Origin of the sequence: Bacillus sp. B-jedd (assembly GCF_000821085.1) — a bacterium.
In the GTDB taxonomy this organism is placed as follows: Bacteria; Bacillota; Bacilli; order Bacillales; family Cytobacillaceae; genus Bacillus_D.
This window is the reverse complement of record NZ_CCXR01000001.1, coordinates 3,632,265-3,648,936: the sequence shown is the minus strand read 5'-3', so window position 1 is coordinate 3,648,936 and position 16,672 is coordinate 3,632,265. Positions and strand designations below refer to the sequence as shown.

At 45.7% G+C, this 16,672-nt stretch carries 19 protein-coding genes and 1 riboswitch; of the genes, 11 read left to right on the top strand and 8 right to left on the bottom strand.

Annotated features, from left to right (window positions below):
• Nucleotides 1–69 precede the first annotated feature (69 nt).
• Nucleotides 70–372, top strand: a complete 303-nt coding sequence (locus tag BN1002_RS18015) for a hypothetical protein (RefSeq protein ID WP_048826894.1) — start codon at nt 70–72, stop codon at nt 370–372.
• A 534-nt stretch (nt 373–906) separates the two neighbouring features.
• On the top strand, nt 907–1,167 hold the full coding sequence (locus BN1002_RS18010) for a hypothetical protein (protein ID WP_048826893.1): 261 nt from the start codon (nt 907–909) through the stop codon (nt 1,165–1,167).
• An 87-nt stretch (nt 1,168–1,254) separates the two neighbouring features.
• Here BN1002_RS18010 and BN1002_RS18005 read toward each other — a convergent pair whose 3' ends face one another.
• Together BN1002_RS18005 and BN1002_RS18000 are read right to left on the bottom strand one after the other, a co-directional pair.
• On the bottom strand, nt 1,255–1,590 hold the full coding sequence (locus tag BN1002_RS18005; RefSeq protein WP_048826892.1) for a spore coat protein: 336 nt from the start codon (nt 1,588–1,590) through the stop codon (nt 1,255–1,257).
• A 12-nt stretch (nt 1,591–1,602) separates the two neighbouring features.
• Complete coding sequence (locus tag BN1002_RS18000) at nt 1,603–1,881, bottom strand: hypothetical protein (protein WP_048826891.1); 279 nt, start codon at nt 1,879–1,881, stop codon at nt 1,603–1,605.
• A gap of 175 nt (nt 1,882–2,056) precedes the next feature.
• On the opposite strand from BN1002_RS18000, the gene BN1002_RS17995 reads away from it, so the two are divergent.
• A complete protein-coding gene (locus BN1002_RS17995) occupies nt 2,057–2,575 on the top strand; it encodes a hypothetical protein (protein WP_048826890.1) in 519 nt (172 codons plus the stop codon).
• A gap of 195 nt (nt 2,576–2,770) precedes the next feature.
• Here the strand turns inward: BN1002_RS17995 and BN1002_RS23440 are convergent, their stop codons facing one another.
• The 5 genes from BN1002_RS23440 to BN1002_RS17970 form a co-directional block, all read right to left on the bottom strand.
• Nucleotides 2,771–2,968, bottom strand: a complete 198-nt coding sequence (locus BN1002_RS23440; protein WP_082036297.1) for a cysteine-rich CWC family protein — start codon at nt 2,966–2,968, stop codon at nt 2,771–2,773.
• A 139-nt stretch (nt 2,969–3,107) separates the two neighbouring features.
• Nucleotides 3,108–3,242: a YuzL family protein gene (locus BN1002_RS23435; RefSeq protein ID WP_082036296.1), complete on the bottom strand. Its 135-nt coding sequence runs from the start codon at nt 3,240–3,242 to the stop codon at nt 3,108–3,110.
• Between the two features lie 594 nt (nt 3,243–3,836).
• Nucleotides 3,837–4,055: a hypothetical protein gene (locus BN1002_RS17985; RefSeq protein ID WP_048826888.1), complete on the bottom strand. Its 219-nt coding sequence runs from the start codon at nt 4,053–4,055 to the stop codon at nt 3,837–3,839.
• Nucleotides 4,056–4,699: 644 nt separating this feature from the next.
• Nucleotides 4,700–5,569, bottom strand: coding sequence for an ICP22 family protein (locus BN1002_RS17975; protein WP_048826886.1), 870 nt, complete (start codon nt 5,567–5,569; stop codon nt 4,700–4,702).
• Nucleotides 5,514–6,041, bottom strand: a complete 528-nt coding sequence (locus BN1002_RS17970) for a sigma-70 family RNA polymerase sigma factor (RefSeq protein ID WP_048826885.1) — start codon at nt 6,039–6,041, stop codon at nt 5,514–5,516. The genes BN1002_RS17975 and BN1002_RS17970 overlap by 56 nt, the downstream gene beginning before the upstream one ends.
• A gap of 471 nt (nt 6,042–6,512) precedes the next feature.
• On the opposite strand from BN1002_RS17970, the gene BN1002_RS17965 reads away from it, so the two are divergent.
• Complete coding sequence (locus BN1002_RS17965; RefSeq protein ID WP_048826884.1) at nt 6,513–10,271, top strand: discoidin domain-containing protein; 3,759 nt, start codon at nt 6,513–6,515, stop codon at nt 10,269–10,271.
• Between the two features lie 681 nt (nt 10,272–10,952).
• Nucleotides 10,953–11,378, top strand: coding sequence for a VOC family protein (locus BN1002_RS17955; RefSeq protein ID WP_048826882.1), 426 nt, complete (start codon nt 10,953–10,955; stop codon nt 11,376–11,378).
• Nucleotides 11,379–11,496: 118 nt separating this feature from the next.
• On the opposite strand, the gene BN1002_RS17950 is transcribed toward BN1002_RS17955, so the two are convergent.
• On the bottom strand, nt 11,497–12,867 hold the full coding sequence (locus BN1002_RS17950; protein ID WP_048826881.1) for a hypothetical protein: 1,371 nt from the start codon (nt 12,865–12,867) through the stop codon (nt 11,497–11,499).
• A gap of 547 nt (nt 12,868–13,414) precedes the next feature.
• Here BN1002_RS17950 and BN1002_RS17940 point away from each other — a divergent pair.
• The 6 genes from BN1002_RS17940 to BN1002_RS17915 all read left to right on the top strand — a co-directional run bounded on the left by BN1002_RS17940 (nt 13,415) and on the right by BN1002_RS17915 (nt 16,588).
• The gene (locus tag BN1002_RS17940) at nt 13,415–13,720 is read left to right on the top strand and encodes an antibiotic biosynthesis monooxygenase family protein (protein WP_048826879.1); all 306 of its coding nucleotides are present in this window, start codon (nt 13,415–13,417) and stop codon (nt 13,718–13,720) included.
• Entirely contained in the window at nt 13,717–14,082 is a 366-nt protein-coding gene (locus tag BN1002_RS17935) for a hypothetical protein (protein WP_082036295.1), read from the top strand. The genes BN1002_RS17940 and BN1002_RS17935 overlap by 4 nt, the downstream gene beginning before the upstream one ends.
• Nucleotides 14,083–14,227: 145 nt before the next feature.
• Nucleotides 14,228–14,884: a cobalamin B12-binding domain-containing protein gene (locus BN1002_RS17930; protein WP_231575056.1), complete on the top strand. Its 657-nt coding sequence runs from the start codon at nt 14,228–14,230 to the stop codon at nt 14,882–14,884.
• A complete protein-coding gene (locus BN1002_RS17925; RefSeq protein WP_048826878.1) occupies nt 14,868–15,620 on the top strand; it encodes a hypothetical protein in 753 nt (250 codons plus the stop codon). Before BN1002_RS17930 ends, BN1002_RS17925 begins: the two co-directional genes overlap by 17 nt.
• A gap of 143 nt (nt 15,621–15,763) precedes the next feature.
• Nucleotides 15,764–15,862: riboswitch (guanidine-I (ykkC/yxkD leader) on the top strand.
• A gap of 70 nt (nt 15,863–15,932) precedes the next feature.
• Entirely contained in the window at nt 15,933–16,274 is a 342-nt protein-coding gene (locus BN1002_RS17920) for a DMT family transporter (RefSeq protein WP_048826877.1), read from the top strand.
• Nucleotides 16,274–16,588, top strand: coding sequence for a DMT family transporter (locus tag BN1002_RS17915; protein ID WP_048826876.1), 315 nt, complete (start codon nt 16,274–16,276; stop codon nt 16,586–16,588). Before BN1002_RS17920 ends, BN1002_RS17915 begins: the two co-directional genes overlap by 1 nt.
• The last annotated feature ends 84 nt before the right edge of the window (nt 16,589–16,672 follow it).

The window sequence follows — 16,672 nt, the reverse complement described above, 5'->3', positions numbered from 1 at the left end:
TTATTTTTTGCAAAAATAGGTAAATCCCCTCAAAATAGAGTCAAGGAATTTTACAGGAGGTTTCTGCAGATGGACTGGATGCTGTTATTCGTCATGGCTGCTTGTATGCTGTTCATTCATTTAAATAAAGGGCGAATCCGGCCGAAGGAACTTTTGAAAGAGCTGCTTTCGATGGTGGCTTTCGTTGTAGTTTACTCATTGTTGAAAAGTTATTTTTCTGAAAAACTCAGCATCAAATCTCCTGTTGCAAAAATTCCTTCCGACATCAAGATGAGGCTGGGCGGAGGAGTGTTTTTTTTGATCACTTGCGCGTTTTCGTATGTTGGGTGGAAAAGGCTGAAGCAGGAGAAGGAAGAGATTGTGGAAAAGTAGAGGTTCTCTATACCGAATTTGTTGGGAGAAGAATCTTCGGTCACAGAGGGAGGTTCTCTAAGCCCAAGTGGGGTGGGGAGAAGAGCATTCGGTCACAGAGGCAGGTTCTCTAAGCCCAAGTTGGGTAGGGAGAGGAGCATTCGGTCATCAATGGGGCTTATTGTCGCCCGTAGCGTATCGTTTTTCAAGGTTACGGTCGCCAATGGGATTTGATGTCGCCCGTAGCATATCGGTATTAGGAGTTAGGGTCGTCAATGGAGCTTATTGTCGCCCGTAGCGTATCGGTTTTCAAGGTTACGGTCGTCAATGGAGCTTGTTGTCGCCCGTAGCGTATCGGTTTCAAGGTTAGGGTCGCCAATGGGATTTGTTGTCGCCCGTAGCATATCGGTATTAGGAGTTAGGGTCGTCAATGGAGCTTGTTGTCGCCCGCAACGTGTCAGTATTCAAGGTTACGGTCGCCAATAAGAAGGGTGTCCTGTTGATCCTCCATTTTCTGCGACAAAAGTAGATTTTGAAAAGAAGGAGCAAAAGTAAATGAAGAGATTAACTAGTTCAGACGGCAAAAAATTTCATCTCACCAATGCGGGCAACTTTGATCAGGATGTAATCGACAGGCTGGCACAATTCGAAAACTTCCATGAGGCTTTGCTTTCCCAGCAGCTTGAGCTGGAAAAGGAATTGGAGAAACTCCGCGCCGACGATAAAACGCGCACGGTTCGATTCAAGCAGCTGCTGGCGAATAAGCTTACGAACCAGAATATTTTAATCCAGCTGAAAACGTTTGGAATTGAGTAACGGAGGCGGGCGGACAGTTGAACGCCGGAATCCATACATAAATTAAGCCTCCCGCTGCCGGGAGGCTGACTTTTGATGGCCTGATGCTTATTGCACTTGCCCTCCGCCATACGGCAGCTGCTCGCGATAGCCGGAGAACTGCTGGGCTTTCTTTTGCAAGGATTGCGCCTGGGCCGGCTCGACTTTGTACCAGCCTTCCTGGAACATCACGTTGTACAAGTGGCGCTGCAGGTTCTGCGTTTCAGTGTACATTTCAAGTACATCATTGTACAAGCCCATGTGGCTCGCCTCGTTCAAAAACACATCATATCCGTGCGTCATATACTTTTCAGTCGCAAGCAAATCATTGATGAAATCGCGGTCGTTCATCGACGGGTTCTTTTCAACCTGCGTCGCCGGGTTCGAAATGGAATTGTTGTTCATCGTTCGTTCCTCCTACTGCTGCATGTACTGCTGCGCATTTTGGTTCTCGTGGGCGCTCAGGTGGCCAAGGATTTTCTCGTAGTGGCGCTGGTGCATTTGGCCAACCTTCTCGGCTTCTGCACGCATTGATTCAATTTGGCAATGCTGCGCGTAAAAATGCGCCTTTTTTGCCGCCATAAGATTCCACGTCAGCATGTCTGTCAAATACAATTCATCCTTGCCCGACAATACATTCGGCGGCTGCTGCATATACTGCTGGTTCTGCATACCTTGATTCTGCTGCTGTTGCATCGTTCAAACCTCCTGTGCAAAATATTCCTGCACCCATAACATCCCACCAATCAGCGCGATTTATGCAACTTAATCACAAAGTGTAAGGGAAAATGTGGAAATGTTTAGTTTACAGAATATTAGCTGAAGTTGTATTGTTAACGTAGATGAGAAAATTTTACAAAGGGGTCGGGGGATGGAATTACTAATCGATTTTGCGTTGCGGTATTTTATGATCATCCTGCTTTGTGTGTTGATTGGCCTTGTAACATTGGTGGCGAGTATTTTTGTCAAAAAGAGGGTCGCCTTAATTAATACGGTAGGGTGCCTGGCGATTGTGGTCGCCATTCTCCTCAGTTTGACGCAATATACTTCATTTGCGGAGCTTTATTCCAAGCAGCTGAATGAAAAGACGGATGTGCAAAGTGTTGTGATTCACGTGGGGGACAGGGAAAGCATCACTGTTGAGAATAAGAATGAAATTGACCTGATTTTGGCGGATTTATCGGATGTGAATCTGAAAAAAGACCCGAAGGTAAAACCCTTTGATATGGATTATTATCTTGAGATGATTGTACGGAACCAAATAGGGGAGAAACATTTTAGTACAGAGAAGGTTTATATCGATTTAGATGAAAATCATATTAATAGCTATAGGGTTCTCGGCAAAAGAAACCACTTAAAAACGATTGAAAGCTTGGTAAAGGGGGAGTAATGCCTAATCCTTGGAACGTTTGAAGGTGATTTTTGCAAAAAGGAACAGTGCTGAAGACAAATTAATGCACAAGCTACACCCTGGGTTATTCATTTTGCAAAAAGGTGAGCCGTATTATCTTCAATCCTCCATTTTGTAAAATAGACGTCCACACTAAAAGGAACCTCCTCAAGATAGGCGGTTCCTTGTTCGTTTTTAAACGCTGACTCCGCCGGATTCCTCTTTATATTTTTCCAGGCATTTTTTGCAAATACAATCCCTGTGGAGGCTTTCCTCGGGGACCAGTTCGAAAATTCCGCGCGGAAATTCTTCGGCGGTGCACCAGCAATTTTCGTTTTTGCCGGACATGCAGCCATTTTCCTCCCTGCAAAGCGGACAAATTTTCGCAGCCATTTCAACCCCTCCAACTTTTTCTTTCGTAAAAATAGACTTTCCTTCATTGTAACTCTGTTGTAGGGGATGTTACAGCTAAAATTTGTCCTGTTCCATAGGCCATGAAAACAGAAAGGCACCCACGACGGGCGCCCTTCGATTACTGCTTCTTAAACTGGTTATTCTGGCTATTGACCTTATTCTTCTGGTGCCGGATATTATGCGGGCCAGCATTCCCCTTCACACTAGCCGCACTCACACCAGCCTCCGAAGGATCCTTCTTCAACCTTGCCATCTGATCACCCCTTGACTTATCATGCCCGGCGGAAAGGGAAATTAGTGAAGCAAGGGGACGGTTCCGTTGCTTCTAACGGATATCGAAATATATTTCATCGAGGTGAATGAATTTGATAATAGGAGGGGGACAGTAGATATTTCAGTGCGGATAAGTGTTGGAGACAGATAGTACCTCCGATATAAAAAAAGCCCGGCACTTTGGCCGGAACAAACAAGAGGTGAATAGCTTTATCTTTGGGGGGTATGAAAAGTGGGGTTCTTTTCATACCTCTAGCCTACAGCGCGAATATGAACGCTATATGAACTTTATGTAAAATTCACGCAAATTTTGGAGAGATTTCTTAAAAATAGAAAGCAAATCAAGATGTGAGGCATCTGGGCAAAAAAATATCCGGCACGAGGCCGGACTTTAAGGATCTATGGATTAAAGGGGGAGTACGTATGAAGGGTCGAGGTTTCCTTCATACTCATTTATAATACTGTGAAAATATTAACAAACTATGAACAAACCTTTAACATTCTTGAAAAGTTTTATGGAATATCGCGACTTTACTTCTCATTTCGTCAGAAGTATGTAGCAAATTCAATACAGTTAGCGTCTTCTTTTGCGGGCGAAAGATTGCGCGGCTGCGGTGCAAAGAACCAAGGCAACCATGATTCCCATCGCGATATCGGCAACAAAATCCGGGAGGAAACCCAGCCAGCGAAATAGGACAACGGCGAGTGTTAAATAAACCCAGACCATAATTAGCGATTGAAACTTATTCCACGGTTCTCTCTTTTCATAGAAAAACCCAATTAAATTCTTCATTCTCCACCCCCCGTAAAAAGCCTGTTTGAAAAAAGTATAAACCATATTTCACCTATTGAATATCCAGATTTCGTAAAATTCAAAAAAACGAGAAAGAAGTCAACATCACAACTTCTCGCGTGAATCGAATGAAGCAGTAGAACCGTCCCTGCTTCAAGAGTGTTGGATAGAGTTCATATTTGGTTTTATTGGTTGCTTGTTATTTATACTAAAATTTGATTTAGGAATTATTTAAGGGGAGAGTTGCTGGGGATGTGGGCGATACCGGGAGTTTTTGGTGTGGTGTTTTTGCTTGTTGGCGTTTTTTATCGGAAAAGGCATCATGGACAGTTGGCGTCGGATTCGGGTTTTTCTGGCGATTCAATCCTATTTGAACTGGTTGCTACGGCCTTTCTTTTTGTACTCGATTTATTGCCTTTCTGGGTAACCAAACTACTTTGCCTTGCTGCGGCCGCCGGTCTTTTTTATGCGGCATATCAAATGCTTTGATTCCAATATGCGAAAACAGTAATAAGATAGATGTTTAGGTATGTCATACCAGAATAATTTTTTTCCAAAAACATATAAGCTCATAAAATTAGAAACCCCCGTAGAGGAGCCATAGATAAAAAGGTCCTTTACGGGGCGAGACTGAATGCAGTTCATCAATAATCCATATGGATATCGGTTATGATCCACTTGCCGCCAATATAGTTGACTGTGACAGTGATGGTATAATTTGGCCCGTACATATCCGTGTCAAGCCGTTGGATCATCTGGTATTTTGTGTCGGCCAGTTTTTGCGTTTCGTATGGTTGATCCTCTTCAAAGTATAACGGCCCATCCTGCGGCTGGAGGTAGACCCCGTCACTGGTTTCTTTAAGGAATCGATAAAGCAAGTAATCAAAGAACTTTGGATCGGCCATTTTTTCAAGTGGGCGGAAAAACTCCTCTTTAGTAGCCGCGTGTTTTGCCTTATATTCCGGCTCTGGTGTAAAGCGATCCAAATGGAAAAGGGACTTTATTTCATCTCTGAATTTTTTAGTCATCGCCATCACGTCAGGCTTTTCGGGCTCTGGCTGGACAGTATCTGTCTCTGGTTCCTCAATCACTGTGCCGATGTCATCTGTTTCAACGCTTCCTCCATCCTCGCTGGCTGGCAGTCCATCGTTCGTATCTGGCAGATCGGCTTCATGTTCAGTGTCGTCCGGCAAAATGGCCTCCTGTCCATCCGGTTGTGGATCAGGCTGTTCCTGTCCATCAGGAACTCCTTCCTCGCTGCCGACATCCCCAGTTGGTCCATGCTGGCTCCCTCCAAGGTTCGGGATGATGACGAATTCGTACATCCCCGCGAAGAAAAGCATGACGAGGGCAGCACTGATGAGTGAAGGGATTATTTTTTTGCCAAAATAAAGTTTTTGCCTTTTCCCATAGGATGAAGCCAGTACTCGCTGTTTCATCTCGTCGGTAAAAGTAAGGTCAGCCAATTCTCCCTTGAGCATTTTCGTCTTTGCCTCCCGTAATTTTTCCTCCATTCATTCCACCCCTTTCCGAAAGTTGTTGCTTTAACAAATCCTTTGCTTTGGCGGCCCTCGATTTGACAGTATTGATATTCACGTCGCACACCTCACTGATTTCCTTCATCGTCAGGTCATGGAAATAGGCGAGGACAATCACTTCCTTGTATTTCAACGGGAGCCGGAAGACTGCTTCAATCAGTTCATCCTGTTCCGCTCTAACAAAGTACTCAGATTCCGCGCCATCCTGCTTGCCTGGCATCAAAGAGGCAATCATTTCACTGGCATGGACTTTCCGGTAATGCCAGCTCTTCACATAATCCTTGCAATGGTTCACGGCAATCCGGTACAGCCACGTCTGAATGCCCGCTTCCCCCCGGAATCCATCCAGCTTTTCATAGCATTTAATGAAAATCTCCTGGGAGAGATCCTCGGCGGTCTGCCTATTCCTGGCAAAAAGTGTAAGCCAGATGAAGGATAGCGGTACCATAACGACCCATCATATCGTTCAAAAACTTTTCTTTGTCCACCTGCACCACCCTCGATTTTTCCTTTGTAATTATTAGACGAAGCATATGATGTTTCGGTTGAAAACTAGTGATCATAAAATATAGTAGTTTATACCCAATTCCAGCATTAACCATAAAATCCTTTGTTTTTCAAAAATGGAGGTGTTACCATAAATGTATATGGTTTGCTTTTTACTGGTTGAATGGAAAGGTTCGCGGGCGGAACGAAGGATGACCCTATGAGAGTAAAGTCCTTCGGCTTTCTGCCTGTTTTTATTTTATGTCATACATAGGTTTCAATAAGAGCACGTAGAATGAATTGGATATATATTTGAGAGGCCCCCGGATAACCACTTCAACGTTCAACCAAACTGACAAACTATCCATCAATCTGGAAAGCAAGCCATTTCGCGTCAAAGAGTCGGAATATTAAAAATTCAAGGAGGAAGAGAATGAGGCAATTTAAGAAGGACAAGCTGTTGACGAGTATTTTTTGTGTATGTTTATTATTGGTGAACCTGCTGGGTGGCCAGGCTGTTTTTGCGGAGGAAAGCCAAGCCCCAAAGACGCAGGCTAGTTTCAACAGTGCGAAAGAGGTGCTGAAAGCGATCAGCCATCTCAAGCCGAACATTTCCAGCAATGGAAAGGCGGTAGTTTTGCCAGAATCACCTGATCCAAAATACGAGGTTTCGCTTTACGGGTCTGACAACAAGCAAATCATCGGGATGGATCTCAATTTCTACGAGCCGCTGACGGACATGCAGGTGAATGTTTTATATAAAGTAACGAATAAGGATGACGCGGCGGATGCGGCGGTTTCCGAAAAGGACATTCCGATCAGTGTCAAAGGGAAGTACAGTGTGGAAAAAGGGGATAATCCGGTTCCGAATGTGATTCCAGGTTTAAGAGAGTGGAAGGGTTCGCAAGGGGATTATCTTTTCAAAAATTCTACGAAACTGATAATCGATAAGAAAAATGAGGCGAAACTGAGGGAGCCGGCTGAGGTCATCCAGGATTATTTCAAAAATATGCTCGGCAAGGATGTCCGCATCAAGGTTGATACGAAGCCGACGAACGGGGACATTTTCCTGACGCTGGATGAGGCGAATACGTCATTCGGCAAGGAAGGATATTTGCTTGAAATCGGCAACACGATTACGATTACCGCGTCCGAGCCAAAGGGGGTTTTGTACGGCGGGACGTCGATTACGCAAATACTCTATCAATCTCCCACAAAGGACACCATCCCGAAGGGCGTCGCGCGTGATTATCCGAAGTATGAAATCCGCTCTGGAATGATCGATGTCGGCCGGATGTACATTCCGCTTGAGTATGTCGAGGAAATGACGAAATACATGGCCTGGTTCAAGCTTAGCGAAATGCACATGCATATCAATGATTTCCGCGCCGGTGCCAATTATGAAGCATTCCGGGTCGAGAGCAAAAAGTATCCGGAAATCAATGCGAAGGATGGCTACTATACGCAAGAAGAGTATATTGCCTACCAGAAAAACATGAAGAAGTACGGGATCGATATCGTGACGGAAATTGATACGCCGTATCATGCGGAGAGCTTCCGGGCTGTGAATCCCGATTTGATGCGCTCGAGCCCGAGGGGATACTTGGACATCACTACTCCGGAAAAGAGGGCGATCGTCTACCCGTTTATCGAATCGCTGCTTGATGAGTTTTTGGGCAAGGATATCAATGATCCGAACCGTGTTTTCCTGAGCGACCAGTTCCATATCGGGACCGATGAGTACGACAAGAAGTACTCCGAGGAAATGCGCGATTATACCGACCATTTCATCAATTATGTGAACGATAAAGGCTATCGCTCAAGGCTTTGGGGCTCGATTGGCAAGAATGGTTTCAATGGAGTGACGCCGGTCAGTAGTGAAGCGACGATGAATATTTGGGCGCCTTACTGGTCCGATGTCAAGGAAATGTACGATCTGGGCTATGACATTATCAACACGAATGGAACGGATTTGTACATTGTTCCGCTCGGAAACGCTGGTTTTCCTGATTACCTGAATATTAAGGCTAAATACGAAACATTTGAAGTCAATAAATTCCTGAACACAAAATCGAGCGGATTGGGAAGCGCGGAAATGCCGCTCGCCCACCCACAGACAAAAGGTGCCGCTGTCGCACTTTGGAATGACCTGACTGCCTATACCGGCGGGCTTTCAAGCTTTGATATTTTTGACCGCTATAAGGATGCGGTCATGCTGATCGCGGAAAAGACGTGGTATGGGGAAAAGACTGAGGGTCAGAATTCCGATGAGTTCATGGAGAGGGTAAAGGCCGTCCAGCATAGCAGCCCACTTGCGAATCCGGCAAGGTTTGTCGAGTCGGCTTCCCATATGGTTGTGAAATATGATTTTGAAAAAGTGAAAGGCAAGAGGGCGGTCGACCTGTCCGGGAATGGCTATGACGCTGTGATCCACGGAGGCGCGGTTGTAGATGGCAAGTCTGGAAAGGCGCTGAAGCTGGACGGAAAGAGCTATTTGGAGCTGCCGTTCCAGTCGGTCGGATTCCCTTACAGCGTCCAGTTCGATATTAAGCTGGATAAGGGTTCACTCACTGATGCCACTCTGTTCACCGGGGAAGATGGCAGCCTTTACCTGAATTTTAACGATACAGGCAAAATTGGCTACGAGCGGAACGAGAAAACGTCTGATGGCAGCAAAACAAAATTTGAGAATTACGCCTTCACTCACGATTATGCACTGCCGGAAGAGGAGTGGCACCATGTGATCCTCGTTGGCGACAACCGGGAAACGAATTTGTTCGTCGATGGGAAGAAGGTTTCCACTTCACGGCAGTACAATAAACTCGAGGGACGCAGCAATGATTCTAGTACGTTTGTTTTGCCAGTCGAAAAAATCGGGTTTGGCGTTAAGGGCACGATTGATAACTTGGAAATCATGAATAAAGGGCTCGAAAATAGCCTGCAAAAAAATCTTGCCATTGGGCAAAAGGCAACGGCGTCATCCGAATACGATTCCTCGCAAAGAGCGTCGTTCATGGTCGATGGAAACTCGGGAACACGTTGGTCATCGAATTACCGGGGTAAAACCGAAGCTCAGAAGGACGACGAGTGGATCATGATCGAACTGGATGATTCGTATGACCTGAATATGGTCAAGATATTCTGGGAAACGGCGAGGGCCAAGGAATACAAGCTGCTTGCCTCAAATGACGGCGTGAACTTTGAAGAGGTCCATCAGTTTAAACTCAGCTCCTCGGACGGAAGCATTGACACAATCAACCTAAAGGGCGTCGAGGCGAAATATTTGAAAGTCGACATGGATAAACGCAACACCACGTATGGCTACAGCATTTTTGAAGTCGAAATCTACGGGAACACAGGCTTTGAATTTGGGCAAAAGTGGATTGATGAAGCTGAGCATCTTTTGAATGTGGTTCCTGAAGATGCAAGCGGGGCCGCAGAACGAGACGGGCTATTGGCCGCGAAGGATGAACTGAAAAAGTATCTGGCCGGGGAAGAGCGTGACTACTTTACGTTTGATGTCCTGGTTGGGAAGCTTCTGCAAAAACTGGATGCCTTTAAAGTGACAATCAGCGCTCCTGTAAATGTCGCCGCAGGCAAAACAGCAACCGCCTCAACGGAATACAGCTCTGCCCAGGCAGCGAGGCTGGCGACAGACGGGAATATTACGACACGCTGGGGTTCCGTGTACAAAGGGATCCCTGCGGAGCAAATAGAAAATCAGTGGCTCATGGTCGAACTTGGGGAGGCAGTCGATTTTGACACGGTAGTTATCCAATGGGAGTCGGCACGCGCGGCGAAGTATGACTTGCTCGTCTCGAATGACGGGGTCAATTTTGAAAAGGTCCATTCCTATACTCATGACGGCAGCAAGCGGCTTGCGGATGTCATTCATGTGAAGGATCTTAACGCGAAATTCGTGAAGGTCGCGATGTCTAAAAGAGCAACCAGCTACGGCTACAGTATCTACGAGCTCGAGGTGTACAGCGCCAAAAAAGCATCCGAGCGGCTAGCCGAAGCCAAGCAACTTTTGGCACAGCCGGAAGACCCGGCAAAACAAACAGCCCGAACTGAATTGCAAAAAGCAGTGGGCGATATGGAAGGGTATTTCACTACACCCGACAAACAACCCGTCAACTACCATACTTTAACTAAAACGTTGGAGGAAAAAATCGCGGCGTTTAAAGGGTAAAGCGGTGCCGAAGCAGGGGGAGCTTATTGAGTTCCCCTGTTTTTTGAGTTTCATTTCAATTTATAGATGTTGAAAAAAATATTCCAATGGGAATGGGGTGGTTGATTTCCGCTCCGGGCATTTCGCTTTCCGCGGGGCGTCAGTGGAGCCTCCTCGTCGCGTTGCTCCTGCGGGGTCTCCCCTTGCCGCTCAATCCCGCAGGACAACCGACTTCCTCGAATGGGCTTTGCACGAAGGAAATGCGATAGCATTTTCGAGGAGTCTACATGCCTGAGCTCCAATCAACCAGCTATTCAATTTATAGATGTTGAAAAAAATATTCCAATGGGAATGGGGTGGTTGATTTCCGCTCCGGGCATTTCGCTTTCCGCGGGGCGTCAGTGGAGCCTCCTCGTCGCGTTGCTCCTGCGGGGTCTCCCCTTGCCGCTCAATCCCGCAGGACAACCGACTTCCTCGAATGGGCTTTGCACGAAGGAAATGCGATAGCATTTTCGAGGAGTCTACATGCCTGAGCTCCAATCAACCAGCTATTCATACTAAAAGGTGTAATTGTTAAATTCAACTATATAGATTTTCGTTTATCGGTAATTGAAGGGGTATTTTGCCCGTTGAAGCATTGTGCGGACATGCAGGATTTTTTACTTAAAATGAAGAATACTCTGTGAGAGTATTGCGAAGGGGATGATAGCAATCGGAAAACTATTGAGAGTAGGGACAACATATTTGCCAGTTTCAGATGTGGAGAAAGCTGCCACATGGTATGTGAACATTCTTGGTGCCAAGCTAAACTATCAAGACGCTGACAAGGCGATTCTCGACTTTGCCAATCAAGCTTTTTTCCTCGTGAAATCGAAAGAAAATCAAACTGCCAATTTCATCGATCACTATGGTGCGGAGCGGTTCTCCCTTACTTTCGAGGTGGATGGGGAAGAGGCCCTGGAAAAAGTACATAAGGAATTTATTAATAAAGGAATTAAAGTGGGCGAAATTGAAAGCAGGGGCCACGCTGGCCGAAACTTCGTCTTCACAGATCCCGACGGCAACAAATTCGATGTCTGGAGCGAGCTAAGCCGAAGTTTTAAACAACATTTTCTAGCTACAAAATAGTGAGGGGCGGCTCCAGTGCTTCATTCTAAAGCCGATAAAAGCAGTAGAATCGTCCCCCTTCATCAGTGGAAAGCTCGGTGCCTAGTTGGGCACCGAGTTTTTTTGGCGGTATTTCAGCTTATTGCAGGTTTTGTTTTAGTGTGAGTAGTGCTTCTTTTCCCTTTGTTGCTTCGGGGTATTTTTCTAGTATGCTGTTAATGAGATCAACTTTGGCTTTATCTGTAAAATATGGGTCAGTATGCAAAAAGGATAAATATCCGTTGAAAGGATTGCCATTTTGAACGCTTTTATATAATTCGTTAAAATCATTCAGTTTTTTGTCGTAAAATGGTTTGTCTTCGCTATTGGCGACCTTGACGGCCATTTTGGAAGCTTCAAGCGCTTTATCCAAGTCTGTGAATAAATAATAACTAGCCACTAGGAGAAAATTACCGCTAAGTGGAAATAAATGCACGGTTCGCTCAAGATAAGCAATTGAGTTTTCGTAATCGCCCTCCGCGGCATATATATCTGCGATTAACTTGAGGACCTCATTGACATTTGGGACCAAATCGTTGAGCTGAAGCGCGGATTGCAACGCTTTTTCAGGATTATGATCGAAATTAAGCTCGCCTCTCGCCTTAATGATCATCGAAGGAAATTCCTTCAGGGTTTTAAAAGTTTCCGATTCATAAGAAGCTACCGACATGCCGGTTATTTTTGAAACGGATTCATTAAAACTATTTTTCTTGGAGCCTTCAATAATCTGGTTTACCACACCCGGAACTTTATTTTTGACCAAGAGCCCTGCCATGACACTGCTTTGGAGGTATGGATGATAAGGTACCTTCAGATGAGAAGCCCATTGCTCGTGCGTTTCTAACTCTTTGAAACTTACCTTCTCCATATTTTCGATTTCATCGGAAAGAGTCCCGGTCCTTTTCTTCTCCACATACGAAGCTATCCCTTCATGAAACCAGACAGGCAAATCGGAAAAATGTTGCCCCGATTTGACGAGCGACATATGAATCAAATGGTGAGTATATTCATGTACAATGGTTTGCTTGTATTGGTTGATTTTACGATCATCATCAGGAATCCCGATATAGATGGACCTTTTTTCAAAAACGTAAGAACCGTCTATATGGCCATCCAGGGTTGGGCCGAATAATTCATTTAACTTGGCAGGGTCTTCTACCAAGACAATCGAAACAGGCTCATCAAGAAACTCGTTTCCAAAAAGTTCTTCAAACAGTTTCTTGTTTGTTTTTATAGAATTGATGGCCGCATCGATGGCCACATTTATATGAGGATTCTTACTGCCCTCTGCGTATTTGAAAGTGATGTTCCCAACTATTTTCTTATCGCCCTTTTCCTCATCCACAAGCACCTTAAAATAACTTACAGGCTTAACCATTGTTAAGGCCTTATTCACACCAGCATTTAACGCAAAATTCAGGCCAAAAACAAAAGCTACAACCGCTCCCCAAAAGGCAATCCTCTTTATCATCTACTAAAAACCCCCGCTGACATATCCTCTCTCCTGTCCAGACCCATCCCCATAGGCGCCCCGGCATTTAAAAAAGATATTTTTCCTAATTTTAACAGATTATATTCTTTTTCCCAACACTTTTTTGAAGCAAGGGCGGTTCCTCCGTCTAAACAAAAAAAGGTCCGGCACGGGGCCGGACAAAAAGGGAATATTAAAGGGGGGTATGAAAAAGTTGGTTCTCTTCCACACATATATAATACTTCCCAATTATGAAGGTTTTATTACTATAGAATTAAAGTTTGTGGGAATTTTTTTTACAGGGGCGTAATATTTACTTGTTTTAGGCGATTTCCCCCCATATCTGTTCTTTTTAGTTTGCCAAAATTTCCTGTATCCGTCCGGAAAACCCGGCTATTTCGGTATTGCCATCTAGTCCTCATTACAATTCTGCGCACCCTCAAAAATTTTGCTAAAACCCTTATCAATATCCATCGGCGACAATGTTCGTTATAATAGGACTAACTAATTTTTGGCAGTTAGACAAGCTTTGCAAGGGGGAGAAGGGATGTACTCTGTTTTTTCGACGTTCGATGTGCCTGATGAAAAGGCTGATGAAGTAATTAATATTTACAAAAGCCGATCCCGGCTGGTCGATACAGCGCCAGGGTTTGTGGACTTTCTTCTTTTGCAAAATGACAAAAGGCCCGGCGAGCTTACCGTGCAGCTACTTTTTGAAACAAAACAGCATTATCTCGATTGGGTGACGAGCACCCAGTTCAAAAAAATTCACGACTTGGAAAAAAACTATCCGGACCAGGAACTCGCCGCGATCATCCCGACCGTCAGGCAGTACAAGGTAGTGGCAAAATGATAAATAATCTGCCGATCGAGCAAATCATTGACACCGTCACGGCGAAAATATACGAACGCGAGCCGGGCCTTCTTGAACGCTACGGCGAAAAAGGAAAATTGAAATGTAAGGAAGATAATTTACATCATTTCAACCATTTAAAAACCGCCTATGAACTGAACGACAAAGCTGTGTTCACCGATTATGCCCTTTGGCTGAATGGCATCCTGACAAAGCACGGCATGTCAACGCAGCATTTAATCGATAATTTTGCCATTATCGAAGAAGTTCTACACAACTATTCATCCAATAATCCGGCGCTTGTCTGCTTCTACGTAACTGCGCTCCAGGCGGGGAACGAGCTTTTGGCCGGCCAACATTAAAGGACCTTTGTTTTGCAAAAAAGGCAGAGGGGAACCGGAGCTTTCAATTCTCAAAATACACCCGGAAAGCTATTATAGCTATTCAAAGCCACAGCTGGGATTTGCAAAAGAGTTCGCCCAAATAATCGAAACGAGGTGCATCATATTGACAGACGAAAGCATCCGGGAATTCACAGGGTATCTGCTTGAGGGAAACGAGCGGCTGGCCTGGGCCTTCCTTGACCGGAACCGTTTCCGCTCCAGGAAGGAAGTTTTCGAGGAAATCATCACCCCATCGATGCGCCACGTTGGCGAAATGTGGGAAAACAATGAAATCACCGTGGCTGACGAGCATATCGCGACCGGAGTCTGCGATTTCCTGATATCGCGGCTTTATCCGCCGGCAGGGCCGGCAGATTCAATGCAAGTCAAAAAAGCAATGTTCCTCTGTGTCGAAGGCGAGGCGCATTACCTTGGCCTGAAAATGGCTCACCTGCTTTTCGAGGAACACGGCTGGGATACACTTTACTTTGGGCCCAACCTGCCGCTTGAGTATGCCGCAAAAAAAGCAGCCGACTGGAAACCGGACGTGATTGGTCTGTCGGTTTCGATTGTTTACAACTTGCCGATGGTGAAATCGTATATAAATGAGCTCTCCAAACTTTCAAACCGGCCTGCTATCATACTGGGCGGAAGGATGGCCGGGAAATACAACAGTATGGAGGACGCCGGGGAAGTTTATATAGTGGAAGACCTTTCAAGCCTTGAGAATTGGGTAAAAACAATTGGGACGGGAGAACGATGGAATGCCTATCAATCATGATTTTTTGCCGGTCCCTTATGTACGGATCAACCCGGATGGCGATATTATTGGCTGGTCACGTGAAGCAGGGGGTATTTTCGGCCTCCTGGATGGATTAACAATCAGCCAGCTTGTCGATGAGGAAAGCCATGGAAAGCTGAACGAATTCATTTTTGCAAAAGCTGACGCGGTTGTAGAAGTGAATATGAAAACGGTCGAGCAGCCGCTCGCCTTGTTCAGCCTGCGCTCGAAGTGGGATGGCAATGGTACAGGCCACGTTGTCGCACTTCCTGCGGATAAGGCAAATGAAGAACTAGTCTCCAGACTGACCTCGCTTCAGTCGAGACTCAGAAACACAGATTTCGAACTTTTCGAGAAAAAGGAACAACTTGAAGGCGCCATGAACAGACTGAACCAACTGTCCGGACCGTTCATCCCCATTTCGGAAAAGCTCGCACTCGTTCCGCTTTTCGGCGACCTGACAGCGGAAAAAATGGAAGCCATCACGGCCAACGTTATTCATAGCGCCTACAAAGGCAGCTACGACAATATTCTATTCGATTTCAACGCCACCGGCCTCATCACCGACAGCGGCACCCAAAAGCTCCATAACCTGTTCCAAACTCTAACCTACATGACCAGCCCAACCATCACCATCATCGGTATCAACCCTACCCAAGCCAAACAACTCCACCAACACGGCCAGTCCTGGCCCGCCCAATTCCAGTCAACCCTCCAAAAAGTACTGGAAAAGTAAAGCGGAGCGGTTTCGGCGTTTCATTCGGTGGAAGCAGGGGGACCGCCCACGTGTAACTTCACCTTTTCATTTGGAAAGAGATACCGATGCTCCCGACTTGAAGGGGACGCAGTTTTGTGTATAATGAATGTTATGAATTGCATATAAACGTTTTCTAGGGTTCCGCAGCATGGTGGCTGGTCTGGTCCGAGAGAAAACTCACAGCTAAGGCTGTGCCACGGAGGGATAAAAGCCTGGGAGAGACTGTTTTCAGTCATCTTTCAGGCTTTTTTGTTTTTTATGCAAAAAACATATTATGGAGGTTGCAACAAGATGAATGCAAACTGGGTAAAAGTTTTAATTGCTGCTTTTTTTGAGGTATTCTGGGTCATCGGTTTGAAGCACGCGGACAGCGTATTGGAATGGGCGGGAACCGCTTTTGCAATTATCGCCAGCTTTTATTTACTAATCGATGCGAGCCGCAAGCTGCCGGTCGGGACGGTTTACGCGGTTTTTGTTGGGCTTGGTACAGCGGGAACTGTTTTCACGGACATTGTTTTCTTCGGGGAGCCGTTTAAAATCGCTAAAATCATGCTGATTTTGGTATTGCTTATAGGTGTGATGGGCTTGAAGCTGGTCACAATCGAAAATGATGGGGAAGGAGCTGAAACGTAATGGCATGGATTTCATTAGTAATTGCGGGACTATGCGAAATGTTTGGCGTGACTATGATCAACCGGCTAAATCAAAGGAGGAACTGGCAGTCGGCCTCCCTGCTGGTCATCGGTTTTACAGCGAGCTTCCTTTTCCTCGCTCACGCCATGAAATCCCTCCCGATGGGCACCGCCTACGCCATCTGGACCGGCATCGGCGCATCCGGTGGAGCCGTCCTTGGCATGCTCCTCTACGGAGAATCAAAGGATTGGAAAAGAATCCTCTTTATCACCCTCATCCTCGGCTCCGCGATCGGCCTCAAACTGATATCATAATAATGAGACAGAGGGCGGTTTCCGATTCATTCTACAGAACGAAGCAGCGGAACTGTCCCCGTGCTCACTTTTTCTTTGTCCAAT

Excerpts from the sequence above, each read along its gene's own strand:
- BN1002_RS18015 (WP_048826894.1), top strand. The coding sequence starts at position 70 with ATGGACTGGATGCTGTTATTCGTCATGGCTGCTTGTATGCTGTTCATT.
- BN1002_RS18010 (WP_048826893.1), top strand. The coding sequence starts at position 907 with ATGAAGAGATTAACTAGTTCAGACGGCAAAAAATTTCATCTCACCAAT.
- BN1002_RS18005 (WP_048826892.1), bottom strand. The coding sequence starts at position 1,590 with ATGAACAACAATTCCATTTCGAACCCGGCGACGCAGGTTGAAAAGAAC.
- BN1002_RS18000 (WP_048826891.1), bottom strand. The coding sequence starts at position 1,881 with ATGCAACAGCAGCAGAATCAAGGTATGCAGAACCAGCAGTATATGCAG.
- BN1002_RS17995 (WP_048826890.1), top strand. The coding sequence starts at position 2,057 with ATGGAATTACTAATCGATTTTGCGTTGCGGTATTTTATGATCATCCTG.
- BN1002_RS23440 (WP_082036297.1), bottom strand. The coding sequence starts at position 2,968 with ATGGCTGCGAAAATTTGTCCGCTTTGCAGGGAGGAAAATGGCTGCATG.
- BN1002_RS23435 (WP_082036296.1), bottom strand. The coding sequence starts at position 3,242 with ATGGCAAGGTTGAAGAAGGATCCTTCGGAGGCTGGTGTGAGTGCGGCT.
- BN1002_RS17985 (WP_048826888.1), bottom strand. The coding sequence starts at position 4,055 with ATGAAGAATTTAATTGGGTTTTTCTATGAAAAGAGAGAACCGTGGAAT.
- BN1002_RS17975 (WP_048826886.1), bottom strand. The coding sequence starts at position 5,569 with ATGGAGGAAAAATTACGGGAGGCAAAGACGAAAATGCTCAAGGGAGAA.
- BN1002_RS17970 (WP_048826885.1), bottom strand. The coding sequence starts at position 6,041 with ATGGTACCGCTATCCTTCATCTGGCTTACACTTTTTGCCAGGAATAGG.
- BN1002_RS17965 (WP_048826884.1), top strand. The coding sequence starts at position 6,513 with ATGAGGCAATTTAAGAAGGACAAGCTGTTGACGAGTATTTTTTGTGTA.
- BN1002_RS17955 (WP_048826882.1), top strand. The coding sequence starts at position 10,953 with ATGATAGCAATCGGAAAACTATTGAGAGTAGGGACAACATATTTGCCA.
- BN1002_RS17950 (WP_048826881.1), bottom strand. The coding sequence starts at position 12,867 with ATGATAAAGAGGATTGCCTTTTGGGGAGCGGTTGTAGCTTTTGTTTTT.
- BN1002_RS17940 (WP_048826879.1), top strand. The coding sequence starts at position 13,415 with ATGTACTCTGTTTTTTCGACGTTCGATGTGCCTGATGAAAAGGCTGAT.
- BN1002_RS17935 (WP_082036295.1), top strand. The coding sequence starts at position 13,717 with ATGATAAATAATCTGCCGATCGAGCAAATCATTGACACCGTCACGGCG.
- BN1002_RS17925 (WP_048826878.1), top strand. The coding sequence starts at position 14,868 with ATGCCTATCAATCATGATTTTTTGCCGGTCCCTTATGTACGGATCAAC.
- BN1002_RS17920 (WP_048826877.1), top strand. The coding sequence starts at position 15,933 with ATGAATGCAAACTGGGTAAAAGTTTTAATTGCTGCTTTTTTTGAGGTA.
- BN1002_RS17915 (WP_048826876.1), top strand. The coding sequence starts at position 16,274 with ATGGCATGGATTTCATTAGTAATTGCGGGACTATGCGAAATGTTTGGC.